Origin of the sequence: Ensifer sp. (assembly GCF_035999135.1) — a bacterium.
GTDB lineage: Bacteria > Pseudomonadota > Alphaproteobacteria > Rhizobiales > Rhizobiaceae > Ensifer.
The window spans coordinates 1-25,812 of sequence record NZ_DASYGZ010000127.1 but is presented as its reverse complement, the minus strand read 5'-3'; the positions used below and the strand labels follow the sequence as shown (position 1 = coordinate 25,812).

At 64.2% G+C, this 25,812-nt stretch carries 29 protein-coding genes; 15 read left to right on the top strand and 14 right to left on the bottom strand.

Annotation, left to right across the window (positions count from 1 at the left end; all coding sequences use genetic code 11):
* Window positions 1-35 precede the first annotated feature (35 nt).
* Entirely contained in the window at window positions 36-788 is a 753-nt protein-coding gene (locus tag VGO12_RS15425) for a pyridoxine 5'-phosphate synthase (RefSeq protein ID WP_327513623.1), read from the bottom strand.
* Here VGO12_RS15425 and VGO12_RS15420 point away from each other — a divergent pair.
* The 4 genes from VGO12_RS15420 to VGO12_RS15405 all read left to right on the top strand — a co-directional run bounded on the left by VGO12_RS15420 (window position 787) and on the right by VGO12_RS15405 (window position 4,460).
* A complete protein-coding gene (locus VGO12_RS15420; protein WP_327513622.1) occupies window positions 787-981 on the top strand; it encodes a hypothetical protein in 195 nt (64 codons plus the stop codon). The two genes, VGO12_RS15425 and VGO12_RS15420, sit on opposite strands and share 2 nt — an antisense overlap.
* 280 nt (window positions 982-1,261) lie before the next feature.
* Window positions 1,262-2,374: a hypothetical protein gene (locus VGO12_RS15415; RefSeq protein ID WP_327513621.1), complete on the top strand. Its 1,113-nt coding sequence runs from the start codon at window positions 1,262-1,264 to the stop codon at window positions 2,372-2,374.
* A 518-nt stretch (window positions 2,375-2,892) separates the two neighbouring features.
* The gene (locus VGO12_RS15410) at window positions 2,893-3,570 is read left to right on the top strand and encodes a MerR family transcriptional regulator (RefSeq protein ID WP_327513620.1); all 678 of its coding nucleotides are present in this window, start codon (window positions 2,893-2,895) and stop codon (window positions 3,568-3,570) included.
* Window positions 3,571-3,785: 215 nt separating this feature from the next.
* Window positions 3,786-4,460 (top strand): hypothetical protein, encoded by a 675-nt coding sequence (locus VGO12_RS15405; protein ID WP_327513619.1) that lies wholly within the window; start codon window positions 3,786-3,788, stop codon window positions 4,458-4,460.
* Window positions 4,461-4,511: 51 nt separating this feature from the next.
* Here VGO12_RS15405 and VGO12_RS15400 read toward each other — a convergent pair whose 3' ends face one another.
* Together VGO12_RS15400 and VGO12_RS15395 are read right to left on the bottom strand one after the other, a co-directional pair.
* A complete protein-coding gene (locus tag VGO12_RS15400) occupies window positions 4,512-4,871 on the bottom strand; it encodes a VOC family protein (RefSeq protein WP_327513618.1) in 360 nt (119 codons plus the stop codon).
* A gap of 29 nt (window positions 4,872-4,900) precedes the next feature.
* A complete protein-coding gene (locus tag VGO12_RS15395; protein ID WP_327513617.1) occupies window positions 4,901-6,028 on the bottom strand; it encodes an ATP-dependent RecD-like DNA helicase in 1,128 nt (375 codons plus the stop codon).
* Between the two features lie 369 nt (window positions 6,029-6,397).
* On the opposite strand from VGO12_RS15395, the gene VGO12_RS15390 reads away from it, so the two are divergent.
* Window positions 6,398-7,504 (top strand): AbrB family transcriptional regulator, encoded by a 1,107-nt coding sequence (locus VGO12_RS15390; RefSeq protein ID WP_414650728.1) that lies wholly within the window; start codon window positions 6,398-6,400, stop codon window positions 7,502-7,504.
* 105 nt (window positions 7,505-7,609) lie between these two features.
* Here the strand turns inward: VGO12_RS15390 and VGO12_RS15385 are convergent, their stop codons facing one another.
* Window positions 7,610-7,993, bottom strand: coding sequence for a hypothetical protein (locus VGO12_RS15385; RefSeq protein WP_327513615.1), 384 nt, complete (start codon window positions 7,991-7,993; stop codon window positions 7,610-7,612).
* A gap of 147 nt (window positions 7,994-8,140) precedes the next feature.
* On the opposite strand from VGO12_RS15385, the gene VGO12_RS15380 reads away from it, so the two are divergent.
* The 3 genes from VGO12_RS15380 to VGO12_RS15370 are packed head-to-tail and all read left to right on the top strand — an operon-like array spanning window position 8,141 to window position 9,889.
* Window positions 8,141-8,515 carry a hypothetical protein gene (locus VGO12_RS15380; RefSeq protein ID WP_327513614.1) on the top strand — a complete coding sequence of 125 codons (375 nt, stop codon included), beginning with the start codon at window positions 8,141-8,143 and terminating at the stop codon, window positions 8,513-8,515.
* The gene (locus tag VGO12_RS15375) at window positions 8,499-9,050 is read left to right on the top strand and encodes an RNA polymerase sigma factor (RefSeq protein WP_327513613.1); all 552 of its coding nucleotides are present in this window, start codon (window positions 8,499-8,501) and stop codon (window positions 9,048-9,050) included. Before VGO12_RS15380 ends, VGO12_RS15375 begins: the two co-directional genes overlap by 17 nt.
* On the top strand, window positions 9,047-9,889 hold the full coding sequence (locus tag VGO12_RS15370) for an anti-sigma factor (protein ID WP_327513612.1): 843 nt from the start codon (window positions 9,047-9,049) through the stop codon (window positions 9,887-9,889). Before VGO12_RS15375 ends, VGO12_RS15370 begins: the two co-directional genes overlap by 4 nt.
* A 72-nt stretch (window positions 9,890-9,961) precedes the next feature.
* On the opposite strand, the gene VGO12_RS15365 is transcribed toward VGO12_RS15370, so the two are convergent.
* Entirely contained in the window at window positions 9,962-10,597 is a 636-nt protein-coding gene (locus tag VGO12_RS15365; RefSeq protein ID WP_327513611.1) for a TetR family transcriptional regulator, read from the bottom strand.
* Window positions 10,598-10,689: 92 nt separating this feature from the next.
* Here VGO12_RS15365 and VGO12_RS15360 point away from each other — a divergent pair, with 92 nt between their 5' ends.
* Entirely contained in the window at window positions 10,690-11,343 is a 654-nt protein-coding gene (locus tag VGO12_RS15360) for an O-methyltransferase (protein WP_327513610.1), read from the top strand.
* A gap of 52 nt (window positions 11,344-11,395) precedes the next feature.
* Window positions 11,396-12,286, top strand: a complete 891-nt coding sequence (locus VGO12_RS15355; RefSeq protein ID WP_327513609.1) for an SDR family oxidoreductase — start codon at window positions 11,396-11,398, stop codon at window positions 12,284-12,286.
* Window positions 12,287-12,661: 375 nt separating this feature from the next.
* Here the strand turns inward: VGO12_RS15355 and VGO12_RS15350 are convergent, their stop codons facing one another.
* The 3 genes from VGO12_RS15350 to nthA are packed head-to-tail and all read right to left on the bottom strand — an operon-like array spanning window position 12,662 to window position 14,323.
* Complete coding sequence (locus tag VGO12_RS15350; RefSeq protein WP_327513608.1) at window positions 12,662-13,051, bottom strand: nitrile hydratase accessory protein; 390 nt, start codon at window positions 13,049-13,051, stop codon at window positions 12,662-12,664.
* A complete protein-coding gene (nthB, locus tag VGO12_RS15345; protein ID WP_327513607.1) occupies window positions 13,020-13,679 on the bottom strand; it encodes a nitrile hydratase subunit beta in 660 nt (219 codons plus the stop codon). Before nthB ends, VGO12_RS15350 begins: the two co-directional genes overlap by 32 nt.
* Entirely contained in the window at window positions 13,676-14,323 is a 648-nt protein-coding gene (gene nthA, locus VGO12_RS15340; protein ID WP_327513606.1) for a nitrile hydratase subunit alpha, read from the bottom strand. Before nthA ends, nthB begins: the two co-directional genes overlap by 4 nt.
* Before the next feature lie 208 nt (window positions 14,324-14,531).
* On the opposite strand from nthA, the gene VGO12_RS15335 reads away from it, so the two are divergent.
* On the top strand, window positions 14,532-15,812 hold the full coding sequence (locus VGO12_RS15335; RefSeq protein ID WP_327513605.1) for an SDR family oxidoreductase: 1,281 nt from the start codon (window positions 14,532-14,534) through the stop codon (window positions 15,810-15,812).
* Window positions 15,812-16,291, top strand: coding sequence for a DUF2269 domain-containing protein (locus tag VGO12_RS15330; protein ID WP_327513604.1), 480 nt, complete (start codon window positions 15,812-15,814; stop codon window positions 16,289-16,291). Before VGO12_RS15335 ends, VGO12_RS15330 begins: the two co-directional genes overlap by 1 nt.
* On the opposite strand, the gene VGO12_RS15325 is transcribed toward VGO12_RS15330, so the two are convergent.
* Both VGO12_RS15325 and VGO12_RS15320 read right to left on the bottom strand, forming a co-directional pair.
* Entirely contained in the window at window positions 16,283-16,876 is a 594-nt protein-coding gene (locus tag VGO12_RS15325; protein ID WP_327513603.1) for a LysE family translocator, read from the bottom strand. The genes VGO12_RS15330 and VGO12_RS15325 overlap by 9 nt on opposite strands.
* A 206-nt stretch (window positions 16,877-17,082) precedes the next feature.
* On the bottom strand, window positions 17,083-17,994 hold the full coding sequence (locus VGO12_RS15320) for an MBL fold metallo-hydrolase (RefSeq protein WP_327513602.1): 912 nt from the start codon (window positions 17,992-17,994) through the stop codon (window positions 17,083-17,085).
* A 122-nt stretch (window positions 17,995-18,116) separates the two neighbouring features.
* Between VGO12_RS15320 and VGO12_RS15315 the strand changes: the two genes are divergently transcribed.
* Window positions 18,117-19,022: a LysR family transcriptional regulator gene (locus tag VGO12_RS15315; protein ID WP_327513601.1), complete on the top strand. Its 906-nt coding sequence runs from the start codon at window positions 18,117-18,119 to the stop codon at window positions 19,020-19,022.
* A gap of 177 nt (window positions 19,023-19,199) precedes the next feature.
* Entirely contained in the window at window positions 19,200-20,045 is an 846-nt protein-coding gene (locus VGO12_RS15310) for an aldo/keto reductase (RefSeq protein WP_327513600.1), read from the top strand.
* Window positions 20,046-20,180: 135 nt separating this feature from the next.
* Here VGO12_RS15310 and VGO12_RS15305 read toward each other — a convergent pair whose 3' ends face one another.
* The gene (locus tag VGO12_RS15305) at window positions 20,181-20,930 is read right to left on the bottom strand and encodes an SDR family oxidoreductase (protein ID WP_327513599.1); all 750 of its coding nucleotides are present in this window, start codon (window positions 20,928-20,930) and stop codon (window positions 20,181-20,183) included.
* A 94-nt stretch (window positions 20,931-21,024) separates the two neighbouring features.
* On the opposite strand from VGO12_RS15305, the gene VGO12_RS15300 reads away from it, so the two are divergent.
* Window positions 21,025-21,921, top strand: coding sequence for a LysR family transcriptional regulator (locus tag VGO12_RS15300; protein WP_327513598.1), 897 nt, complete (start codon window positions 21,025-21,027; stop codon window positions 21,919-21,921).
* 46 nt (window positions 21,922-21,967) lie between these two features.
* On the opposite strand, the gene VGO12_RS15295 is transcribed toward VGO12_RS15300, so the two are convergent.
* The 3 genes from VGO12_RS15295 to VGO12_RS15285 all read right to left on the bottom strand — a co-directional run bounded on the left by VGO12_RS15295 (window position 21,968) and on the right by VGO12_RS15285 (window position 25,787).
* Complete coding sequence (locus tag VGO12_RS15295) at window positions 21,968-22,999, bottom strand: NADP-dependent oxidoreductase (protein ID WP_327513597.1); 1,032 nt, start codon at window positions 22,997-22,999, stop codon at window positions 21,968-21,970.
* A 413-nt stretch (window positions 23,000-23,412) separates the two neighbouring features.
* Window positions 23,413-23,985, bottom strand: coding sequence for an acetolactate synthase small subunit (gene ilvN, locus VGO12_RS15290; protein ID WP_327499804.1), 573 nt, complete (start codon window positions 23,983-23,985; stop codon window positions 23,413-23,415).
* A gap of 23 nt (window positions 23,986-24,008) precedes the next feature.
* Entirely contained in the window at window positions 24,009-25,787 is a 1,779-nt protein-coding gene (locus VGO12_RS15285) for an acetolactate synthase 3 large subunit (RefSeq protein ID WP_327513596.1), read from the bottom strand.
* Between the last annotated feature and the right edge of the window lie 25 nt (window positions 25,788-25,812).

The window sequence follows — 25,812 nt, the reverse complement described above, 5'->3', positions numbered from 1 at the left end:
CCCCCGGCGCTGACGGCAAGGGGCGCAGCTAAGCCTCAGACCTCCTGTCCGCAGGCGCGGCGGAAGCGGCGTACGGTCTCGGCCATGCCGTATTCCAGCGCGTCGGCCGTCAGACCGTGTCCGATCGACACTTCGGCAAGGTTGGGAATGTGGCTGGCAAGCAGCGGCAGGTTGGCGACCGTCAGGTCGTGCCCGGCATTGACCTCAAGCCCGAGTTCAGCCGCCATCGCCGCCGTCCGGCCGAGTTCGCCCGCGATCTTTTCGGCCTTTTCAGGATCGTCGAAGCAGCCGCCATAGGGACCGGTGTAAAGCTCGATGCGGTCGGCGCCGGTTTCCTTGGCGATCACCAGCGCTTCCCTGTCCTCGTCGCCGTCGGCAAACAGGGACACGCGAAAGCCTTGCCTCTTCAGCCGACCGACGACATGGCCGAGCAGATTGTGGTTCTTGCGGAAATCCCAGCCATGGTCGGAGGTCGCCTGCGCCGGGTCGTCGGGCACCAGCGTCACTTGCTCCGGTCGGTGCGTCTCCACGAGGCCGAGGAACTCATCGTTCGGATAGCCTTCCATGTTGAATTCGGTGTCTGGAAATGCCCCGTCGATCAGCTCACGGATCGGCTGCAAGTCGCTGAAACGCACGTGGCGCTGGTCGGGTCGCGGATGCACGGTGAGGCCGGCGGCCCCTGCCTCCAAAGCGATGCGTCCAAGTGCGGTGACGGAGGGCCAGGGCAAGTCGCGGCGGTTGCGCAGCATGGCGACGGCATTCAGATTGACGGACAGTTTTGCAGGCATGTCTGAACTTTCCAGAGACGGGGCCGAGTTCGGCCCGGATGCAGGCAATGTGGATGCAATGTTCTACTGCATAATTCAGAAAATCAGAAACGGTTTGCAGTGCGATTATGCAGCAATTCCAAGGAGTACCGACACGCAAGGCGCGACGATTGAGCGCGGGTCGTTTGCCCGCCTTGTCTTGATCGAATCTTGACAATCGCTCTCTCTAATATGCAGGAAAGCTCAAGCAGAAGGGGCGAAATCTCACCCCCGACCATCGCTCGCGCCAGCGTGCGAGGTCACTGCGACGATTTTTCAAGGGGCAATGGACGCAATTTTTACGTTTATTTCAGAAAAAACTCAAATTTGGCGTCTACTACCCCTGACAACCACCTTTTTTGGGCCTAAGTTTCCGAATCAGATCGACTGGCTCTGGCCCGCGCCTCGATCGCTTTTCTTAGATTTTTGATCACATGACCCTGGAGCAAACACCGATGATGACGGTCGAAAGACCCTGCGATGAGACGATACGACGGACGCTCCGTCGCATCCTCGAAAGCAAGGCTTTCGCGCGCTCGGAACGCCTGAGGGCGTTCCTCGCCTATGTCGTCGAAAAGGAAATGATCGGCGAAGGCCATCAGCTCAAGGGGTACTCGATCGCCATCGACGTCTTCGATCGTCCGCAGGCCTTCAACGCCGACAGCGATCCGCTGGTGCGCGTGCATGCGGGCAAGCTGCGCAAGCTGCTCAAGGCCTTTTACGAAGGCGACGGCGCCGACGAGGAATGGCGCATCACCATTCCCAAGGGCACCTATGTTCCGGAATATCGCCCGGTGCGGCCGGAAGTCGAAGAAACTGCCCTGCCCGCTGCGCGCCAGGCAAAGCCTGCCAAGCGTCGCTTTATCGGACAACGTCCGGCCTGGCCGCCCGCGCCGCTTTCCTCGCCGCTGTCGGTGCTGACCGTGCTGCCGCTCCTCTTGTTTGCGCCGATGCCGTCGCAGGAGATGACGCTCGACCTCGACGCCCAGGCCAAGCTCTTCAACGTGCGCCACGCCACCGAACGGGTCCTGCCTTCGGTGTCGGTGAAGCTGGCCGGCGCCGAGAATGGCGACGCGAAGGCCTTTGCGACCGCACTCCGGCTCGCCGCGCAGCGGCACAAGACACTGGCGCGCGCGACCGATGGCGATACCGGCCGGCCCGTCTCGCGCAATTCCGCGCTCTCCTTCACCGTGCAGGTCACCTGGTACGACGCGCCGTCGCAGGGGATCCGCGTAACCCTGTCGCACGATGGCGAGAACGTGCCGCTGCGCCAGGATTTCATCAGCTGGAAGAAGCTCGAGACCGAACCGGATCTTCTGTTCGAGAGCATGTCGCTCGCGTCTGAACTGTTTTCGCTCGACGGCGAGATCTATGAGCATGCGCGGGAAGAGCAGATCGAGAGCCCGCTGATGGGCTGCATGGCATCCACCCAGCGCTATCGCAAGCAGCTGACCCGCGATGCCTTCCAGGAAGCCTGGACCTGCCAGCAGAAGCTCTCGCCGCTGCGCGGCGACGAGCCGCTGTTCATCCTGAGCGCCAACAGCCCGCTCAAGGTCATCGGACATTGAACCGACAGCTGAGCGCCGTGCATTTCATCTGAACGCACAGCGCTCCAGCCCACCGGTTTCAAGGAAAAGCCCTGCCCACACAGGGGCGTTTGGCCCCGTCGGGGACGGCATTCCGGCATCTCCCGGGGCGTCAAGATCGTCGCCTTGCCCTATTTGCGACCCCGATCCCTGCCATATTAAAGACTGGTCATATTAGCGATTCGCGTATACGGTACACGCATGCGTTGGGAATGAATGCCTGGTTGCTCGTCAGGCAAGCATCTTTGTTCCTTCAGTCAACCGCGCTGGCGACGCGGGATGCCCCAACCGAGCAGCAGGTATTGTCGTTGACGGTCAACGAGTGCCTCACCCGCGCGGACCCCGTCCGCACCTTTGAGACCCGGCGATCGCCACCGCTTCCAAAGGCGGATTGCGCTTTGCCCTGGGTCGATCTCGGTCCAGGAAAAATGCAGAAATTCAAACGTTGCAGAGACAGCGCATCGGACAGGTGTGCGGCCTGTAGACCGGGGATTATCGATATGCCGCGAGACCACTGGAAATACGAGGGTGTGCTGGCCTCAACCGATCGCGTCGGCTTCCTGCCCAACCTGCCGCTTCCCCACCACGACCCCGCCACGCCGCTTGCGATCGCCGACATGGCCGATGCCTTCGGCGTGACCCACCGCACCCTGCATTTCTACGAGGAGAAGGGCCTTCTGACCGCCGCCCGCATGGGGCCGATGCGGGTTTATGGCGAAGAACACATCCGCCGCATGGCAGTCATCAACGCCTGCCGCGAGATCGACATGCCGATTGCCGCGATCCTGGAGCTTCTGGCCGGCTTTGCTGCCACGGAAGACCAGGCGGAGGCCGACCGGCTGTTTCGCGAGGCGCTGCTCGCGCGTCGGCGCGAGCTTGCCGCGCAGCAGGCCAATCTGCGCCGGCAGATGCAACGCATTACCGAACTGCTCGAAAACGGCGACCCCCGCGATACGGCGGCAGACGACGATCAGCATGTCCACCTCTCGCCGATCGAAAGCGAGTGCCTGACGTTCATGGCCGACGGCTATCCGGCGTCGCGCATCGCCGGCTTGATGGACATGGAGGTCTCGGCAGCCCTGACGCTCGAAGCCGGCATCATCCGGAAATTCAGCGCCAACAACCGCTTCCAGGCGATCGCCAAGGCGGTGCTCTCGGGCATGATTTCGGCGGACTAGGACCGCGGCTCCGGCACACGTCGCCCCGTGGCCCCATCATGCCCCGGTCGCAAAACCGGTCCACTGACGACCCTTCGCAGCGAAACGGCGCTGTACCCCACCGTCCCGGGAGCCACAGGCGCGCCAGATCAATTCTCCACAGATCGCGACAACGGGATGTCTTCAGCGCCTCGCTCATGTTAGGAGGCGCCGAAACCACGGAAGTGAGATCAACGATGTTACCCTGGATAGAACTCGCCCGCGCAACCGTTCCCGGCGACGGCGACGAACTGCGCCTAAAGAGCCGCGGCCAGGAATTCTCGATCATGCTCGGCTCGAACGAGCTGATGAACAGTCGTCTGAGCGGCTCGGAAGAGGCGCTTGCGACGCTTGCCTACGAGCGCATCGCCGGCCGCAAGAACATGCGCATGCTGATCGGCGGCCTCGGGATGGGTTTTACCCTTAGGGCGGCTCTCGGCGTTCTGCCGGCAGATGCCGGCGTGACCGTTGCCGAACTGGTGCCGGCTGTCGTCGACTGGGCGCGCGGGCCGATGGCGGACCTGCACAAGGGCACGCTCGACGATCCGCGTGTCGAGATCCATGTCGGTGATGTCGGCGCGCTGATCCGCTCGAAGAAGGCCGCCTATGACGCGATCCTGCTTGATGTCGACAACGGTCCTGATGGCCTGACGCGCCCCTCCAACGACAGCCTTTACAATCACACCGGCCTTCGCGCCGCTCAAGCCGCATTGCGGCCCGGCGGCGTTCTTTCCGTCTGGTCGTCAGCCCCCGACAGCGCTTTCACCCGCCGCCTGCGCGAGGTCGGCTTTGCCACCGACGAGGTCAACGTGCGCGCCAACGGCAAACGCGGCGGCGCCCGCCACACGCTGTGGATGGCGACCAAAAGGTAAAGCAAGGCCAGGCTCCGTCGATCGTCTTGCAAGCACCTGCGTGCAGCACCGTCACGCATTTCGAAACGCGCGGCTCGACACCGAGATCGGGTTGCCCGAGGGATCCTTTACGTTGGCGAACTGGTAGCCGTCGGCGTGGTGGATGCTTCCGAAGACCAGCCCCGCGACAGCGCTGCGGTCACAAAAGGCAACGACATCCCTGACATCGAACACCAGCTTGACCAGCGACTGGCCGCATTTCTGTCCCTTGGACGCCGGGTGGATCATCAGGCTGGCGCCGCCACCCTCAGGGATCAATTCGACGATGCGGTCGCCGGCCGCATGCGATGCCCGAAAGCCGAAGTGGGTCTCATAGAAGCGGACTGTCGCCTCGGCATCGTGAGCGTAGAGGATGATCCTGCTGATCGGCACTGCCACCCTCCTCCGCCTTCGTCAGGCGTTCAGCGAACGATCGTCAGCCGCTCCGCCGCCCGCGTGATCGCGGTATAGAGCCAGCGCTCGCGGGTATCGCGGAAGGCCCAGCTCTCGTCGAAAAGCACGACATTGTTCCATTGCGAGCCCTGCGCCTTGTGCACCGTCAATGCGTAGCCGAAGTCGAACTCGTCATAGCGCTTGCGGGTCGACCAGGGAATTTCGCCCTCGACATCCTCGAAGGCCGCCTTCAGCAGCTTGATCTTGGCCGCACCCCGGTCCATGTCGTCTTCTTCAGGACGGATCATCAGGTTGATGCCGGGCTTCACCGTCTCTTTCGACGAGCTCATCACCTGCCACAAGGAGCCGTTGAGCAGGCCCTTGGCCGGATCGTTCCTGAGGCAGACGAGCTTGTCGCCCGATTGCGGATACTCGCTGGTGAAGCCCTTGAGCTCCCGGAGCCGCTGGTTGTAGCGCCGGCGGGTCTTGTTGGTGCCGACCAGCACCTGGTCGGCCTCAAGCACCAGTTCCTGGTTCACCTGGCCCCGGCCGATCACCTGGGTGGTGCCATAATCGCCGTGCATGATCTCCTTGCCCTCACGCACCTGCATCGCCAGCTGGATGATCGGGTTGTCGCGCGCCTGACGATGGATGTCCGTCAGCAGGTAATCCGGCTCCTGGTTGGTGAAATAGCCACCGCCCGAAACCGGCGGCAGCTGGCCGGGGTCGCCGAGCACCAGGATCGGCGTGCCGAAGCTCATCAGGTCCTTGCCGAGCGCCTCGTCGACCATCGAGCATTCGTCAACGATGATCAGCGCGGCTTTCGCGACCGGGCTCTGGCGGTTGATCGAAAACATCGGCGCGATCGAGGTCTTGCCGGTCTCCTCGTCGGAAACCTCCTCCTCGCCGCGCGGCCGATAGATCAGCGAATGGATCGTCTTGGCGTTGCTGGCGCCCTTGGAGCGCAGCACCTGTGCGGCCTTGCCGGTGAAGGCGGCAAACAGCACCTCGCCGTCGACGTGCTCGGCGAAGTAACGCGCAAGCGTCGTCTTGCCGGTGCCGGCATAGCCGAACAGCCGGAAGAGCGGCGATCGGCCCTCTTTCAGCCATTGCGAAACGGCCTTCAGGGCCTCGTCCTGTTGCGGTGCGAACTGCATGAGGCTGAGTGTCAGGATTCGGGCGGGAGGCGCAAGCCCGGATTTGCGGATCGCCCGGCGCAACACCGGCGCGCCGAAGCGGAGGACGATCCGACATGCAGATTATTTCGACGCGAAATCAATGCCATGCGGCTGATGTTCCGGGCCGCTGCGCCGCCGGGCGCCTGAGCCGTTTGTTCACGTTTTTTTCTCGTTCCCGGCCTGTCGCTGCCTCCGGCCGACGACTGCCTGTGGCACTTTCTTGCCCTGCCGGCACGCAAGCCCTTGAACGAACAGATGCAATGTTGCTAACGAGCGGTAGGTGATGGCGTTTCGACGAAGACCATTGCTTTATCCCGTCGGGGCCGGCCGCGCCGCCTTTTCGGGACCATGCCGGAGAATGCCCCCGTGACGACCGACAAGCCAGCCGCGCCGCCCTCCCCGGACAAGATCGGCATCGGACGGCTGGCGCCGTTTCTGCAATGGGGCCTGCTTTCGGCGATATCGATCCTGTTTGCGTCGTTCTTCGAATTCATCGGGCTGCCGGCCGGGCTTTTGATGGGACCGATGCTCGCGGCCGTTCTCATCGGCATGAATGGCGGCACGATCCGCCTTCCCCGCCAGTTGTTCTTCTGCGTGCAGTTCGTGCTGGCGATGATGATTGCCGGCGCCATGACGCCCGGCATGCTGTCGACCTTCTCCGGCAACTGGCCGCTGTTTCTCGGCGTCATCCTTTCGGTCATCGCCGTCAGCACGCTGTGCGGCTGGGTGATCACCCGCATGCGCATCCTGCCGGGCACGACAGCGATCTGGGGATCGTCGGCGGGCGCCGCCTCCACCATGCTCCTGATGGCCGACGCCTATGGCGCCGATGCCCGCCTCGTCGCCTTCATGCAGTATCTGCGCGTGATCTTCGTCGCGAGCACCGCAACCGTCGTCGCGCATATGTGGGTCACGGGCGCGGAGGCCGAGCAGGCTACTCTCTGGTTTGCGCCGATCGACGGCCTGCTGTTCCTCGAAACGATCGCCGTCGGTCTCGGTGCGGCCCTTGCCGGCCGGCTGCTGCGCGTGCCCGCCGGCGCCTTCCTGCTGCCCTTCCTCGTCGGCGCCGTGCTCAATGTCTCGGGTGTCATGACCACCACGCTGCCGCAGTGGCTGCTGGCCCTTTGTTTCGCCCTGCTCGGCTGGAACATCGGGCTCGGCTTTACCCGCCAGATCCTGATCCACGCCCGTCGCGCGCTGGTGCCGACGATCATCTCGATCGTCGTGCTGATCTCGTTTTCCGGCCTGCTGGCGCTGCTCCTGATCAAGGTGGTCGGCATCGACCCTTTGACCGCCTATCTCGCCACCAGCCCCGGCGGGCTCGACTCGATCGCCGTCATCGCCGCCTCGAGCAATGTCGACCTCTCCTTCGTCATGGCGCTGCAGACGGCCCGGCTCCTGATCATCACCATGATCGGTCCGGCGCTCGCCCGTTTCGTCGCTGATCGGGCATGACGCGGCCTGCCATTGCTCCTTGTTTGAGGATGCGGGCGATGCCGAGATCGCCGGCCGTGCCTGTCCGGACGCGCACGCCCGCACAAGCCGCCTAGCGCACGCCAGTCACTTGCTCGCGTGCTTGCGCCTTTCAGCGGGGCGTGCCTCGTCCGGCTCGTTCGATCGGGCCGGGGCGCCGGAATATCTGGCGAGCAAGGTGTGCGCCATCGCGACACCGCTGCGGCTGTTGGGGTCGGTATTCGTTTCGCGGCACCACTCTTCATGCTGATGCCGGATGACCTCCAGATCGGAGGTTGTGAACAAGTTCGGCATATCTCGCACCATTCCGCCCGTTGAAAGGCCAACGATAGCACAACGCCCAGACGGAGAACCCCGGCAAATCGGCGGGGTTTTGTGTTTTGTTTTCAACCCGTTCGCGCCCTGTGCCACGATGAACCGACGGTCGCCGCCGCGCCCGATGGCACCAAATCCGGCGTCCCGTCCGCTCACCAGTTCTCCGGGAATAAAACCCGGCAATGCCGTGTCTCACGGTTGGATCTGCAACCATGCGGCTCTCGCGGAACGGGACGAGGAGGCATTCGCCCGCTTCTGCTGTCAGGCCAAGAGGCCAAACCAACTTGAGGAAGGACCATTGCCATGAGAACGTTGCCATTGACGATCGCCATCTGCCTTGCCGCATCCGCGGCCTTCGCCGCGCCCCCGGTCAAGGAGGTCGACACGGCCAAGGGCAAGGTGCTCGCCGGCGAAAACGGCATGACGCTCTACACCTACAAGGACGACCATGGCGGCATGTCCATGTGCTATGACGATTGCGCCAAGAACTGGCCGCCGTTCATGGCCGAGGCGAGTGCCAAGGCGGACGGCGCCTATACCATCGTCGATCGCAAGGATGGCGCCAAGCAATGGGCCAAGGACGGCATGCCGCTCTACTTCTTCGTCAAGGACAAGAAGATGGGTGACATCACCGGCGATGGCTTGAAGAAGGGCGAATGGAATGTCGCCAAGCCGTAATGGCGGACATGCGGATGCGGGGAATACCCCCGCATCCGACCGGTTCGAAGAGGATGTGCTGGCCCTGATGCCGGCGCTGCGTCGCTATGCGCGCAGCCTGGTGCGCTCGGACGCCGATGGCGAGGACCTGCTGCAGGATTGCGTCGAGAAGGTGCTTGCGCGCCGCGCGCAGTGGCGCGGCATCAACCTGCGTGCCTGGGCGTTCACCATCATGACCAATCTTGGCCGCAACCGGCACCGCTACACCGCCATGCATCCGCAGGTGGCCCTCGACGAGGACCTGGGACTGGAGGCCGAAACCCGCGAGAGCGACCCGCTGGAGCGGTCGCGGCTGGAACGGGCGCTGAACGGCCTTTCGGTGGAAAACCGTTCCGTGCTGATGCTGGTGGTGATCGAAGGGTATCGCTACCAGGACGTGGCCGAGATGATGGCCATTCCGATCGGTACGGTCATGTCGCGACTGTCGCGCGCGCGTCACCAGCTTGCCGAAGCCATGAAGGACGACAATGTGATCAGCATGCGGAGACCGAAATGACGGAAGACTTCAACGCCGTCTCCGAAGACGACCTGCACGCCTATGTCGACGGCGCGCTTGGCCCGCGCGAGCGGGTGCGGATCGAGCGATGGCTCGATGAGAACCCCGCCCGTGCCGAAGAGGTCCGGCAATGGCGTGCGCAGGCGGTGGAACTTCGGGCGCTGTTTGCAGGCTATGCCCGCAGCGACGCCGGCGATCGCGAGCGCCTTTCAAGGAGCAGTGGCACAGAAGAAGCTCGGCAGGAGCCGGACGGCCAGGACCGGGCGACCCGATCGCGCGCCGGCTTCGTCCGCGCCGTTGCCGCCGGGTTTGCGCTCTTTGTCGCCGGCGGCCTCACCGGCCTCTATGCGCCTTCGCTGCTGCCGTCCGGCGGCGCACGGCCGAGCCAAATCGCCGAAAGCCTGCCGCGACAGGCCCAGTCGGCCTTCCTGGTCTATGCGAGCGAAGTGCGCCACGCCGTCGAGGTCGGCGCCGACGAACAGACCCATCTCGCCACCTGGCTCGGCAAGCGTCTCGACCATCCGCTGACCATCCCCGACCTGTCGGCGCTCGGCTTTTCGCTTGTCGGCGGACGGCTGCTTCCGGTCAACGACAAGGCGGGCGCCATGTTCATGTACGAAGACGGAAGCGGCCGCCGGCTGACCGTGCTTCTCGGCCGAAACGCCGACAACCGCGAAACCTCGTTCCGCATCGATGAAAGCGACGGCGTCGAGACCTTCTACTGGATCGACGGCCCGATCGGCTACGCCGTCACCGGCGAGGTGCCGCGCGCGCTGCTGCAGCAGGTGGCCGACGAATGCTACCGCCAGTTCGAAAAGAGCGAGGCGACGAAGAGCTGAGGGTGCCCGCATCCGCGGGTCGGCGCTTCGACAGCAGTCGCCGCGCGCCTTCATTTCTTGACAGGACGGGCCTCACGCACCGGCGCCATGGGCGCGCAGGTAGGTCGACACCATATCGGCCATCGCATCCGCATAGGCCCCGATCTCCTCATCGGACCGCGGCGTTTCGGAAAAGTCCTTGCCGACCGTGGTGATCGTCGTCATGACCAGGTCGCCGGCAAGGCGCCGCGTCCCGGCCGCCGCCAGTGGAAGCAGCTCCAGCATGAATTCATCGATGAGCGGATCATTGGCCTCCTTGGCCTCATGGGCTTCCGGCGCATCCCGATAAAACGGGGCGGCGTCGCTCAGGGCGCCGCGAACGGCGGCCTCCTCGCATTCGGACCGGAGAAACGCATGAACCAGCGACCGCAGCCGATCGAGCGGCGGCCGGGACCGGTCGCTGAGGATTGCCGCAAGCAGACCTGACGTCTCACGCCACTCGTCGCTTTGCAGGCGAAACAGGATTGCCGCCTTGTTGGGAAAGTACTGGTAGAGCGACCCGACGCTGACGCCCGCCCTTTCCGCCACACGCGCCGTGGTAAAGCGCTGTGCTCCCTCTTCCTGCAAAACCTGAACAGCCGCCTGGAGAATGGCCTTCACCAGCTCGTTCGAGCGGGTCTGCTTTGGCACTTTTCTTGAAGAAATACGGGCACTTGCGTCGTCACTCATCCCGGCGGCCTGCAATGCGATTAGAAAACACGACGGATTATTCGTATTTTTCCTCCCGAAAGCAAGCCATGCCAGAAAGGAAGGAATTTCCGATGACAACGCTCACCAGCCAGCCCCTTGCGGGTCTTCTCGATCGCCTGTTTGAGGAGGCAGACAATGCCACCGGTCCAGCCATGGACCAACTGTCACGGGACGAAAGCCGGCGCCTGCTGCAAAGCAAGACCGAGTATCTGCAGCTTTACGGGCTGCTCAAGGACCTCTGGCTTCCGGTATCGCGCGAGACCGGGAACCTCCTCTACATGCTGGCACGCTCCAGCCGCGCCCGCACGATCGTCGAGTTCGGAATGTCCTTCGGCATCTCGACCCTCTTCCTCGCCGCGGCGTTGCGCGACAACGGCGGCGGCCGGCTGATCACCAGCGAATTCGAACCGTCGAAGGTGATCCGCGCAGGACAGAACCTTGCCGAAGTCGGCCTGCTCGACCTCGTCGAGATCCGGCAAGGCGATGCGCTCAAGACCTTTGCCGAGCTCCCTGACGGGATCGACCTCGTTCTGCTCGATGGCGCCAAGTCAATCTACCTTGACGTCTTCAAGCTGATCGAGCCTCGGCTGAAGCCCGGCGCCCTGATCATCGCCGACAACGTCGACCATTGCCCTGACTATCTCGACTACATCCGCGCGGTTCCCCACACCTACATCTCGACCGCGTTCGCAAGTGACATCGACGTGACGATGCGCCTCATCTGACCGGAACCGACCCATGGCCCGCTTGAGGGCGGCCACATCAAGGAGAAAATCAATGCACGTATTCGTAACGGGCGCGACCGGCTGGGTCGGATCCGCCGTGGTCAAGGATCTGATCGAAGCAGGGCACAGGGTTTCCGGATTGACGCGCTCCAGGGAGAAAGCGGGTGCGCTCGCCGCAACCGGCGCCAGCGTCGTCGAAGGCAGTCTCGATGACACGGGCGTTCTCACGGAAGCGGCCCGAAACGCAGATGCCGTGATCCACACAGCGTTCAGGCACGACTTCGTCCATGGCCCGCTCGATCAGGATTTTTCAAGCTTCATGGAGAGCGCGGCCGAGGATCAACGCGTCATCGCGCTTCTCGGTCAGGCGCTTGCGGGTTCAAACCGCCCGTTCATCGTCACCTCCGGCCTCGCCGGCCTGCCGCGCGGCGCAACCGAATGCGATCTTCCAGGCCCGGTGGTCCCGCGCAAATCCGAAGCCGCGGCCCGCGCCCTTGCCGAACGCGGCGTGTGTGCGGCAACGGTCCGGCTCGCGCCGTCCGTCCATGGCATCGGCGATCACGGCTTCGTCCCCATCCTCGTGCGCCTCGCCCGGCAGACAGGTGTCTCGGCCTATCTGGAAGACGGTGCAAACTGCTGGTCGGGCGTCCATCGCCAGGATGCTGCTCGGGTCTACCGCCTGGCGCTCGAAAGCGGTGCGACAGAGGGCGTCTATCACGCCGTGGCCGACGAGGCGGTGCCGTTCCGGCAGATCGCGGAGATCATAGGCCGCAGGCTCGGCCTGCCCGTCGAAGCCCGCCCGCGCGAGCACTTCGGCTGGTTCGCCAGCATGGCCGGCGGCACCATGGCCGCCTCCAGTGCCCGCACGCGTACCCTGCTCGGCTGGAGGCCCGTCGGTCCCGATCTGCTCTCCGATCTGGATCAGTCGGCCTATTACGATTGAGACGAACGCTCTGGATAGCCACCTGTTGCTGCACCGAGGCGGCTATTCGGCCCGGTAACGGGATTCTCCCTCATCCGCCCGGTGAGCGCGTGCCCCTCACTGTCCTGCCGGACATCTCTCCCCGCAGGCGGGGCCAGTGCCAATCCTCGCCGAGCCAACACTCGATCTCAGCTCTCAGCGATCAGAACCACCACAGCCTGCTCCCACCAGCAGCAGGGGGCAAGAAGGAAACGTGTGGCGCCTGCCCGACATCCAACTGGGTCTCTATCAGCACTCACCAGCCGACGGTGACGCCAGGTGCTGAGGCCCCCGCAGGCCACGTTCCTTCTCCCCGCTTGCGGGGAGAAGGTTAGGATGAGGGGCAAATTCGCCCCCCTACCTCAGCGGATCGTTCTCGATCACGATCGGCTTGCCGTGCGGCGTCGCTTCCGCCGCCCGCTGCCAGCTCTCGGTCAGGTCGTCCAGCTCGCGGCCGGAGGCGAGCGAAAGCTCGGTGACGAGGCGCGAAAGGGCGGCCACCCAGCAGTCGTAATAGTCGCTGGCGTCAGCCTTGCGGCCGGGCTTGTAGAGTTCGGCCGACAGCGCTTCTGCCCATTCCGGCCAGGAAAACACGCCCTTCTCATGCAGGCGTATGGTCATGGCAAAGGCGTTCGCCTGCCAGGGCTCGGCAAACACCGGATCGCCCTCCGGCGACTTCGGCAGTTCGGCGGAGGCGACCAGCGGCGACGTCACCTTACACGTGCTCAAGATAGCTCTCCCAGGCATCGATCGAAACCGTGAGCGTCGGGTCGGCGCCCTCGCCCCAGATCTCGGGCCCGTCGAAGACGACGGTATAGACCCATTGCGGATTTTCGCCGCGGCCATGGGCGTTGTCGTCGGGAAAGACGAAGGAACCCTGCACCGCTTCCACCCGGCCGACCTTGGCGCGGGCGTAGCGGGGCAGCCGCGTATGGGTTTCGGGATGGAAGTTTTTCGTCTTCACCCGGTCACCGACGGCAAAGCGTGGCTTGTCTTCGACCGGACGATCGCAGGGGCCGCCCTTGGCGAGCACCCCCGCCACCATGTCGGCCTTCAAGACCCGCTTCGGGCTCGCACCTTTTTCCAGCATGTGCCCGCCATCGAGCTCGGCTTGCGTGACGAAGCCGTGGCGCGTCAGCAGCGTTTCCAGCGCCCGTGTCCAGATCTCGTAATAGCTGGCGGAAAGATAGGTCGCCGGCGGCAGGCTCTCGCGCGCATGCCGGCTTTCGTCGATCGTCCAGGCGCCGAAGGCGCCGCAGGAGAGCGTGACGCCCAGCGCCCGTTTCTCCCATTCGCCGTGGAAATAGGGTTCGTCCTTTTCCGGCGCCACCGGACCGAGGCCATGGGCGCCGCCGAGATCGTGCGGGCCGTTCATCGCAGCACCTCCGCCGCGAGCGCCAGGCCGGTGCCGATCATGGCGTCACGCGTCACCAGTGCTGCCAGGTCCTCCTCGCTGAAGCCTTCCGTCCCCGCCGGGCGTTCGGGGATCACCAGATACCTGAGCTCGGCGGTCGAATCCCAGACCCGGATGCGCGTCGTCTCGGGAAGCGAAAGCCCGAACTCGATGAGCACCCCGCGCGGGTCGATGACGGCGCGCGAGCGATAGGGCGGCGCCTTGTACCAGACCGGTGGCAGGCCGAGCACGGACCACGGATAGCAGGAACAGAGGGTGCAGACGACGAGGTTATGGGTGCCGGGCGTATTGAACACCGCCCGCATGTGCTCGCCCTGGCGCCCGGTATAGCTGAGGCTGGCGATCGCTTCGGTCGCATCGCGCTTCAGCCATTCGGCGAACTCCGGATCCACCCATGCCTTGGCGACGACGCGGGCGCCATTGCGCGGCCCGATCTTCGTTTCGTAGGTCTCGACGATCGCATCGATCGCCGCCGGATCGATCAGCCCTTTTTCCGTCAACACCGTTTCCAGCGCCTTCACCCGCGCTTCCATGTCGGTGAAGTGGTTGTCGTGGTGGTGATGGTCGTGATCGTGGTGATCGTGGCCATGATGGTGTTCGGACATTGCCTGGCTCCTCGCAGCGGCACACCCTTGCGGTGCGGTGGACGCTGCCTCCTCACTCTGGCGATAGTGGTAGCGAATAAATGCTGGAATCAAAATCGATTTCGTCAGCGACCGACGGCCAGAATTGTCACCATGACAAGTCCTGCCAAAGCTAAACTTTGGCGATACGGGTGGTGTCGCGCGCAACCGCCTCCTCTATTCTGGCACCATGAAGGTTCTGATTCTCGGCGCGACCGGTTTCATCGGTTCGGCCCTCCTCGATCGGCTGGCAAGTGACGGGCACATCGTGACCGGCCTTGGCCGCAATATTGCCCGCGCAGGGGTGAAATGGCCGCAGGTGCGTTGGCTTTCCATCGACCTCGCCCGGATGCACGGCGCTGGCGACTGGCAACCGCTCGTCGCGGCGCATGACGTCATCGTCAACTGCGCCGGCGCACTGCAGGATGGCTTGGCCGACGATGTCGCGGCGACCCAGGAACGGGCGATGCTGGCGCTTTACGCCGCGGCACAGCCATCGTCGGTGCGCATCGTCCAGATCTCGGCGCCCTTGGGTGGCGCCGGCACCGACAGCGCCTTTCTCGCCACCAAGTTCCGTGCCGACGAGGCGCTGGCGGAAAGCGGCGTGCCACACGTCATCTTGCGGCCGGCACTCGTGCTCGGCCGCAATGCCCATGGAGGCTCGGCACTGCTGCGTGCGCTGGCTGCCCTGCCCTTTGCCATCCCGCTCGTTCACGGCGATGCCCGCGTCGAGACGGTTGCCATGAGCGATGTTGCCGAGGCGGTCAGCGCCGCCGTCGCCGGTTTGTTGCCCGAACGCAGCGATCTGGTGCTGGGTCACCCGGAAAGACCAGCACTTGCCGATCTCGTGGCGCTGCACCGGCAATGGCTCGGTCTGCCCGCTGCCAGGGTCGTCTCGCTGCCCGCAGCACTGGCAGCGCCCGTCGGTTTCCTTGCCGATATCGCCGGACGGTTCGGCTGGCGTTCGCCCCTGCGCTCGACAGCGCTTTCGGTGATGGCCGGCGGGGTTTCGGCTGCTGGTGCGCCAAAGGCACCGGGGCCATTCCTGTCGGCCACCCAAAGCCTTTCAGCCAATCCATCGGGCGTTCAGGATCTCTGGTTTGCCCGGCTTTACCTCATGAAGCCGCTGATGATCGCCGGCTTGTCGCTCTTCTGGTTGCTGTCGGGGATCGTTCCGCTCTTTGCCTTCGGCGACGCGCGACAACATTTCCTGCGGTTCCTGGCCGAGGGGCCGGCGACGGCGCTGACGCTTGCCACCTGCCTTGCCGACATCGCGCTCGGCATCGCCGTGCTCGTTCGTCCCTTTGCCAGGCGGGCGCTGCTGGGCATGCTCGTTCTGTCGGTGGGCTATCTCGTAGCGGCAAGCCTCGTCGAGCCTCAGCTCTGGGCCGATCCGCTCGGCCCCCTCGTCAAGGTCCTGCCGTCGCTGCTTGCCACGCTCGCAACGCTTGCCATTCTGGATGAACGCTGATGCTTCAGGAGGATCTGCTGCGCCTTGCCCACGTCATCGGCGCCGCCGTGCTTTTCGGCACCGGCGCCGGCATCGCCTTCTTCATGGTGATGGCCAGGCGCACGCGCGACGCCCGGCTGATCGCCCATGTCGCCGGCACCGTGGTGATCGCCGGCACGATCTTCACCGCGACTGCCGTCGTGATCCAGCCGATCACCGGCTATCTGCTCGCCAAAAGCGTCGGCTGGTCGCTGAGCGAAGGCTGGATCGTGCTGTCGCTGATCCTCTACGTGGTTACCGGCCTGTTCTGGTTGCCGGTCGTCTGGATCCAGCTGCGGCTGCGCGATCTCGCCCGGATTTCAACGGCAAACGATGCGCCGCTGCCGCCGGCGTTCGACCGGCTCTATGCCATCTGGTTTGCCTGCGGCTTTCCGGCCTTCCTTGCCGTCACCGGTATCTTCTGGCTGATGCTGGTGAAGCCGCAGTTTGCCCTATTTTAGCATCGGCCAGAGGCTGACGACGAGCAGCACCGCCATGGTGATGTTGAACCATTTCAGCCGCGACGGTTCCGACAGCCATTGCCTGAGCGCCGAGCCGAAGCCGGCCCAGGTGGAAACGCTCGGCACGTTGACGAGCGCAAAGACGATACCGACGACGAAGACGCTCATCAGGTAGCTGTCGCTGCTGGTATAGGTGGCCATCGCCGACACCGCCATGACCCAGGCCTTGGGGTTGACCCACTGGAAGGCGGCCGCGGCAAGAAAGCTCATCGGCTCGGCACCGGCCTTGCCTTCGGCAAGCGAGCGCGACGTGCCGATCTTCCAGGCGATCCAGATGAGATAGGCGCCACCGGCAAATTTCAGCGCGGTATAGAGCAGCGGCACGGAATGCAGCAGCGCGCCAAGGCCGAGACCGACGGCGATGAGAAGCACGAAGAAGCCGACGCCGATGCCGAGCATGTGCGGAACGGTGCGCAGGAAGCCGAAATTCACACCCGATGCGAACAGCATCATGTTGTTCGGACCCGGTGTGATCGATGTGGTGAACGCAAACAAAAACAACGCCAGAAGCGTATCGGCCTGCATGGCTTCCTCCCTTGGAATTAGGTCAACATAGTTGACCTATTCGCGAGAACCAGCCGCGAAGTTGTCATGGTGACAACTTCCTGTAGCGCTCTCAAGCAATAGCATTCCAATTGTCGGCCGTTCCGCGCGTGCAAGTGCGCACGGAACTGCGAAGGCGGCGCAGCACGCGCCACGCCGCCCCACGTGTCCATCGATGATGGCTGGCCTCAGCCCCACTTCATCTCGCCCTTGGCAACCTTGGCGCCGAGCTCAAGCGACGAGAGACCCGGCAGATCCGGATAGTGCCTGGTCATGGCGGCGACCAGCTCGGCGCTGTCCTTGGCAGTGGCCGCGGCCTCGTTGAATGCAACGAGATAATCGCGGGTGAAGCGGATCGCCTCGATGCCTTCGGGCCCCGTCGCGGTCTTGTGCGCCGGCACGACGATCCGGGGCTTGCGGGCCGCCATGGCGTCGAGCGCCGCGATCCATTTCTCGCGGCCCTCGACCGTCGCCTCGTCGGCGACCCACACATGCGAACCGGAATAGACGAGCACGCCGCCGAAGATCGCCTGCAGCGCCGGCACGAAGAGATATCGCCGGTCCTTCATGCCTTCGATCGTGACGATCTCGATCTCGACCCCTTCGAGCGTCAGCGAGGTGCGGTCATCCGGCTGCGGCATCACCACATCGGCGAGCGTCTGCGGGCCGTTTTCCTTCAGTTGCGGCCCCCAGGTCGAAAGCTTGCCTTCGACATTGGCCTTGATCGCCTCGACAGTTGCCGAAGCCGCGATCACCTTGGCATCCGGGAACGCCTCGACGACCGGCTTGAGGCTGAAATAGAAATCCGGGTCGTTGCAACTGACATAGATGGTCGTCAGCCGCTTGCCCGTCGCCTTGATCGCCTCGGCCACCGCGCGGCCGTCCGAAAGCGTGAAGCCGCCATCGATCAGCATCGCTTCGTTCTCACCCGAAAGCAGCACCGGCGTTCGGTCGAAGCCCGCCTCGTCCGCCTGGAAATAGCGCCACTCGAGCGTCGAGGCAGCCGCGGCAAGGCGGCTGCCGATCGGCTGGGTGAGGACGGCGGCGCCGGCCGCAACCACCGTCTTGAGGGCGGTGCGCCGGGTCAACTGGATCTGCATGAAGCCTCCTTGGGAGCATTGTTGGTACAGGCCCGGCAAAATGACGGGCGTCGGCCTCTTGAAAAAGCCGGTCGACGCGAACAGATTGTCTGAAAACCTCAGACAATGACCAACAGAACCCGATGACCGTCAATCTAAATCGCCTGTCGCACTTCGTCGCCGTAGTCGAAAGCGGCTCCTTTACCGCCGCTGCCGAGCGGCTGGGCCTCGCCAAGGCGGCCGTCAGCCACCAGGTGGCCCAGCTCGAACGGGAGCTGGGAACGACGCTGCTCGTGCGCACCACCCGGCGGCTGAGCCCGACGGCCACCGGCCAGCGCTTTTACGAGCGCTGCTCCCTGATCCTGCGCGATGCAGACGAAGCCGTTGGTGCTGTCTCGGCCGAAACCGAAGTGCCGAGCGGCACGCTGACGCTGACGGCGCCGCTCGACTACGGCGCCAAGGTCGTGACCAACGCGGTCGCCGCCTATCTCAGCGTCTATCCAGCCATGCGGGTGGATCTGAGCTTCAACGATACCGTGCTCGACATGATCGAAAAGCGGCTCGACCTCGCCGTCCGCGCCGGCTGGCTCACCGATTCCAGCGAGCGGGCAAAGCGCATCGGCACCTTCGAGCAGTATGTGGTCGCCTCGCCCGCCCTTGCCGCAAAACTCGGCGGGCCTTCGCGTCCCGGACATCTGGCCGAGGCAGCATGGATCGCCAATCGCGCCCTGAAGACGCCGCTGGAGTGGACATTTGCCCGTGCCGGCGAAGAGGCGACGGTCCTCGGCAAGGCGATCGTGACCGCCGACAGCACCGATTCCGCCCATTGTTGCGCCGTCGCCGGCATCGGTCTTGCCGTGCTGCCGGACTATCAGGTGCGCGACGATATCACCGGGGGCCGCCTCATCAGGCTGCTTGCCGATTGGGCCCTGCCTGCGGGCGGCATCCACGTCGTCTATCCGCCCTCGCATTTCCGGCCGGCCCGCGTGCGCGCCTTCGTCGACATCCTGCAGCGCATGGAGAAGGAACGCGGGCGACGTGCCGGTTGATGAGAGCTTGGCTCGAAAGAACGATGCGCTGCGCTAGATTGTCCGCTGCGGCGTGTTTCGTGAAAGCGTTTCCACCTTGAGGATGGAAACATGCGGCGCTTCAAAGTGTTATAGCGACCGTCGCGTCTGTTGGAAGGCGCGCCGGCCGTCGGCAATTTCGGCCGCAAGGAGGAAATCATGCACGATCCGATCCCCACGACCGCCCTTCCCGATGGCCGTCAGGTCCCCGTTCTTGGCCAGGGCACGTGGCGCATGGGCGACGCGCCCTCGCGCAAGGCCGACGAGGTGAAAAGCCTGCAGCTCGGCCTCGATCTCGACATGACGCTAATCGACACGGCGGAGATGTACGGCAACGGCGCGTCCGAGCGCGTCGTCGGCGAAGCTGTGCGCGGCCGGCGCGACGACGCCTTCATCGTCTCCAAGGTGCTGCCGTCTAACGCCAGCCGGATGGGCACCGAGGCCGCGTGCGAGCGCAGCCTCAGACACCTCGGCGTCGACCATGTCGATCTCTATCTGCTGCACTGGCGCGGCGGCTATCCACTGTCAGAAACGGTCGCGGCCCTTGAGGCATTGAAGAAAGCAGGCAAGATCGGTGCCTGGGGCGTTTCCAATTTCGATGTCGACGACATGGAGGAACTGCTGTCGGTGCCGGACGGGAAAAACGTCGCGGTCAACCAGGTCCTCTACAACCTCTCGCGTCGCGGCATCGAGTTCGATCTCCTGCCCTGGTGCCAGAGCCGCGGTATCGCCACCATGGCCTATTCGCCGCTCGACGAGGGCCGGCTGCTGAAGAACCCCGATCTCGTCCACATCGCCAAGGCGCACCAGGCAACGCCGGCGCAGATCGCGCTCGCTTTCCTGAAGACCCGCGCCGGCGTCATCTCGATCCCGAAGACTGGCTCTGCGGCCCGCGCCCGCGAAAACCGCGACGCGATCGACCTGCAGCTGACGACCGAAAACCTCGCCGACCTCGACCGCGCCTTCCCGCCGCCGAAGCGCAAACGGTCGCTGGAGATGATCTGAGGCGGGGTCCGCGATCGCGTTTGGGCGCAGCTGCGCCGCGCAGCCCGACTGCGCATGCCGCACGCGCAATCGTGACAATATCGACGACGGCGCACCGGAACGCCTTGGCGGCGGTCCGGTGCCACCCGCTATCCGTCAGACAAGCGACATTCCGCCGTCGACGTGGAGTTCGATGCCGTTGACGAAGCGCCCTGCATCCGAAGCAAGAAAGAGTGCCGCATTGGCAAGCTCTTCAGACGTGCCGAGCCGTCCCGCCGGGATCGCCTCGGCCATATGCTCGAGAAACGGCCCACGCTCGGCCTCGGAGATTCCGAGCTTTCCGAGGATTTCCGTGTCCGTTGGTCCCGGGCTGAGAACGTTGACGCGAATGCGCCGCGACTTGAACTCGATCGCCCAGTTTCTGGCGAACGCCGCAGCGGCAGCCTTGGAACCGGCATAGGCCGTATGGTTTGGCAGGACCTTGGTTGCCGCCAGCGAACTGGTGATGATGATGCTCCCTCCCTCGTTCATGATCGGAGCAATGGCTTGAACCCCGAAGAAGACGCCCTTGGTGTTGACGGAAAAATGCCGGTCATAGGCCTCTTCGGAGATGGCGTTGGTCGGCTTGAGGTCGATCACACCTGCATTGGCAAGGTAGATATCGACCGCACCAAAGCGTTCGGCGACCTTGCCAGCGACGGCCCGGTGATGGGCAAGGTCGGCCACGTCACCCTGGATGCCGATTGCGCCGAAACCGATTTCCCGTACGGCCTGATCGATCAGGTCCTGGCGTCGAGCGGTAATGATGACCTGAGCGCCCTCCTGGGCAAAGAGCTTTGCGGTGGCTTTTCCGATGCCGCTGTTGCCGCCGGTAATGACGGCGACCTTTCCTTGAAGTGTTTTCATTTTCGTCTCCATGCTAGGTGTCATGGAGATAGGGGTGCTCGGGACGGCGCATAAGCGGGTTCATGAGCACATGACATGTGCCTGCGAGGTGGAGATGCCCAATCTGTTGAACGAGACGCCCGGCCTGATCGCCTTCGTCAGGACCGTGGAGACCGGCTCGTTCAGCGCTGCGGCGAAGGTCTTGAGGACATCTCCGTCAGCCGTTTCGAAAAGCGTCGGAAGGCTGGAGACCCTGGTCAGGGCCCGCCTGTTCCTGAGATCGACGCGCGCGCTTGTCCTGACCTTCGAAGGACAGTCTTTGTTCGATAAAGTCTCTCCTCTCCTTCGCCAACTCGATACGCCGGACGAAACTGCGGCTGGCGAGGAAGCGCTCGCCGGTCGAATTCGGTTCAGCATGCCGAGCGAACTGGCCCGCTTCTTCATGACGCCGATATTTCGAGATTTCGCGCCGTCCTTCCCAGCCATCAAACTGGAGGTGGGGCTTACCGACCGGCAGGTCGATTTGATCCGGGAAGACTACGACGTGGTGTTCCGGGTGGGCGGCAGCGCGCAAGGAGAACTGCGGGTGCGAAAGCTCGCGGATGTCAGAATGGCGATCGTTGCGTCTCCGTCCTACGTCGAAACACACGGCAAGCCGCGCACCCCGGACGAAGCGTCGGCTCTGCCCTTCGCCCGCTACACAGTCCATGGCCATCCGAGCGCGGTAGTCTTTGCCGACGGCCAACACTTCGCACCCCAGGGACGCGTGGACTGCGACACCGGGCAGGCGTTGCGCGCCGCAGCGCTTCACGGTCTGGGCGCGGCATTGCTGATGCGTTGCGTGGTCGAGGACGAATTGAACGACGGCCGCCTGATCGATGTTTCAACCGAACTGGACCTGCCGTCAGAGCCTCTCAACATAGTGCACGCCTTCGGCCAGATGATGCCCCTTCGCGTCCGGCGATTTTGTGATTTTATCGCCCAGCAAACCAAAGGCATTCCGGGCCTTTGAGGGCAGCAGACCCGCCTTGCGGTGAGAAGGAAGTCGCAGACGCCGCTCAGGCGACAGCGCCCTTGATCTCCACCACCACCTTGCCCTTGGCGCGGCCCGTTTCCAGATAGTCGAAGGCCGCAGCGGTATCCTGGAAAGGAAACACCCGGTCGATGACCGGTCGGATGGTCCCGGCGTCGATGAGGGCCGCAAGCTCGGCAAGCTCTGGTCCGCTCGGATGCATGAAGAGATAACGGTAAGCGACGCCGTGTTTGCTGGCGACGGCGCGGATCCGGTAGGACGCGAACCAGAAAAGCGTGCTTAAGAACAGGCCGCGGCCGAGGTCCTTGCGCGCCGTCTCAGGCTCGGGCATGCCGGCGATGGACACCACCCTGCCGCCGCGCTTGACCACGGCGAACGACTTCATCAGCGTTTCGCCGCCCAGCAGATCGAAGGCCCCGTCCATCCCACGCAGCTGCTCTTCGAAGTGCTCCTTCGTGTAGTCGATGATGGTGTCCGCGCCGAGCTCTTCGACCAGCGCCCGGCCACGGGGCGATGCCGTGGTCGTCACCTCTGCGCCCAGCCATTTCGCCAGCTGGATGGCGAAGGTGCCGACGCCGCCGGCACCGCCGGGGACGAAGATCCGGCTGCCCCGGTCGACATGAAGCTCGTCGCGCAGCGCCTGCAAGGCGGTAAGGCCGGCCAGCGGCACGCCGGCTGCCGCGTTGAAATCGATCGATGCCGGCATCTTCGCCAGAAACTGCTCCGGCACGACGGCATATTCGGCAAGACCGCCCATGGCGCCCTTCGGCATGCGCGCAAAGACCCGGTCTCCCGGCTTGAACGCGGTGACGCCGTTTCCGAGTTCCTCCACCACGCCCGCAATCTCATTACCCATGACGGCCGGCAGCGGATAGCGCTGGACGACCTTGAGCATGCCCTCGCGCGTCTTGTAGTCGACCGGATTGAGACCGGCGGCATGCACCCGAACCAGAACCTCGCCACCAGCAGGGCGTGGACGCGGCACGTCCCGCAGCTCGGCAGCGTCAGGTCCGCCGTATCGGGTCAGAACGAAGGCCTGCATCGTCGTGGAATTCATCCGGCACCTGATATCTTGCACAAATCCTTGCGGAATTAGTCGGCGAGAAACGGTGACGAAGTCAACAGAGTGCCAGTGTCATCGACCTTGACCGCCTGCCCCTCATTCGGCCTGACGGCCACCTTCTCCCCGCCTGCGGGGAGAAGGAAACGCGCGGCGGCCACCCGGCGAACAGCAGCGACGCTGACGGTAGCTCTGGTCCCTGGAGATTACGGACTGCCCAGCAAGCGCAACGCAGTCCCCTCTCCCCGCCCGCGGGGAGAGGGTTAGGGTGAGGGGCAACCGTATCAACGTGCTAAGACAAGACGACCAGGGCCCGAGGGCAATCCCACCGGAAGCGTGAAATGCTACCCAGCGTGAGCTGTAGCTAGAAAGCGAAAGAGGCGGCCTTGTGAGCCGCCCCTCTCTTAGAGTCACATGCCCTGCGGACCGCGGTTCATGGCCGCAATGCCGGTGCGGCAGACTTCGATGAGGCCGAGCGGCTTCATGATGGCGATGAACTGTTCGATCTTCGAGGGCTTGCCGGTGATCTCGAAGACGAAGTGATCGATGTTGGCGTCGATGACCGAGGCGCGGAAGGCATCGGCAAGACGCAGCGCCTCGACGCGGTGGTCGCCAGAACCATGCACCTTGACCAGCGCCAGTTCACGCTCGACCGGACGGTCGTGACCGAGCGAGCCGGCGCGCACCGTCAGGTCGACGACGCGGTGAACCGGAACCAGCCGTTCGAGCTGGTTCTTGATCTGGTCGAGCACGTGCGGCGTGCCGCGCGTGACGATCGTGATGCGCGACAGGTGCGCCTCGTGTTCGGTTTCCGAAACCGTGAGGCTTTCGATGTTGTAGCCGCGGCCCGAAAACAGGCCGATGACGCGGGCAAGGACTCCAGGCTCGTTGTCGACGAGGACCGAAAGCGTGTGGGTTTCGGCGACTTCGGTCTCCTTGGCGATGAAGTAGGCGGAGCCGGTCGGTTGAAGGTGTGCGTTCATGTCGATTGGTTCCTCTACCTGTCTCAGACCAGCTGACGGCCCTTGGCGTCGATCGCGTTGGCGACCGCTTCGTCCGTGGCTTCGTCGGGCAACAGCATCTCGTTATGGGCCTTGCCCGAGGGGATCATCGGGAAGCAGTTGGCAAGGTTCGCGACGCGGCAGTCGAAGATAACCGGCGCCGGCGTGTCGATCATCTTGCGGATCGCAGCATCCAGTTCACCAGGCTTGTCGCAACGGATGCCGACGCCGCCATAGGCCTCGGCCAGCTTGACGAAGTCAGGCATCGCCTCGGTATAGGAGTGCGACAGGCGGTTGCCGTGCAGCAGCTGCTGCCATTGGCGCACCATGCCCATGTACTGGTTGTTGAGGATGAAGATCTTGACCGGCAGGCCGTACTGAACGGCGCAGGACATTTCCTGGATGCACATCTGGATCGAGGCGTCGCCGGCGATATCGACGACGAGGCTGTTCGGATGCGCGACCTGGACGCCGATCGCGGCCGGGAAGCCGTAGCCCATGGTGCCGAGGCCGCCCGAGGTCATCCAGCGGTTCGGCTGCTCGAAGCCGAAGAACTGGGCTGCCCACATCTGGTGCTGGCCGACTTCCGTGGTGATGTAGGTGTCGCGGTCCTTGCTCAGCTCATAGAGCCGCTGGATCGCGTATTGCGGCATGATGACGTCGTCGTTCGGCGCATAGGCGAGCGAGTTGCGGGCGCGCCACTTGGTGATCGTCTCCCACCAGCTCGACAGGCGTGCCTTGTCGACCGACTTGGAGGCGGCGCGCCACAGGCGAACCATGTCTTCCAGAACCGTGCCGACATCGCCGAGGATCGGCACGTCGACGCGCACGTTCTTGTTGATCGACGACGGGTCGATATCGATGTGGATCTTCTTGGAATTGGGCGAGAACGCATTGAGGCGGCCGGTGATACGGTCGTCGAAGCGCGCGCCGATGCAGACCATGACGTCGCAGTCATGCATCGCCATGTTGGCCTCGTAGGTGCCGTGCATGCCGAGCATGCCGAGCCAGGCCTTTCCCGAGGCCGGATAGGCGCCGAGGCCCATCAGCGTCGAGGTGATCGGGAAGCCGGTGAGCTCGACCAGCTCGCGCAGCAGGTGCGAAGCTTCGGGACCCGAATTGATGACGCCGCCGCCGGAATAGATGATCGGCTGGCGCGCATTGCGCATCAGTTCGACCGCTTCCTCGATCTTCTTCAGATCGCCCTGCTTCTTCGGCTGGTAGCTCTTCTGGGTCGGGACGGCCGATGGCGGCGTGTAGGTGCCGGTCGCGAACTGCACGTCCTTCGGGATATCGACGACGACCGGGCCCGGACGGCCGGACTGGGCGACGCGGAAGGCCTCATGGATGATGCGGGCGAGATCGTTGACGTCGCGAACCAGCCAGTTGTGCTTGGTGCACGGCCGGGTGATGCCGATGGTGTCGCATTCCTGGAAGGCGTCCGAACCGATCAGCGAGGTCGGAACCTGGCCGGAGATGCAGACAAGCGGGATCGAATCCATCAGCGCGTCCTGCAGCGGCGTCACCGCGTTGGTCGCGCCCGGACCGGATGTGACCAGCATGACGCCGACCTTGCCGGTCGAGCGGGCATAACCTTCGGCCATGTGGCCGGCACCCTGTTCGTGGCGAACGAGGATGTGCTGGATATCGTCCTGCTGGTGGATTTCGTCGTAGATCGGAAGCACGGCGCCACCGGGATAGCCGAAGATATGCTCGACGCCATTGTCCTTCAGTGCCTGGAGAACGATCTCCGCGCCTGTCATCTGGTTTTCTGTACCGCTCATTGACTTGCTTCCGTCCCTTTTCCCA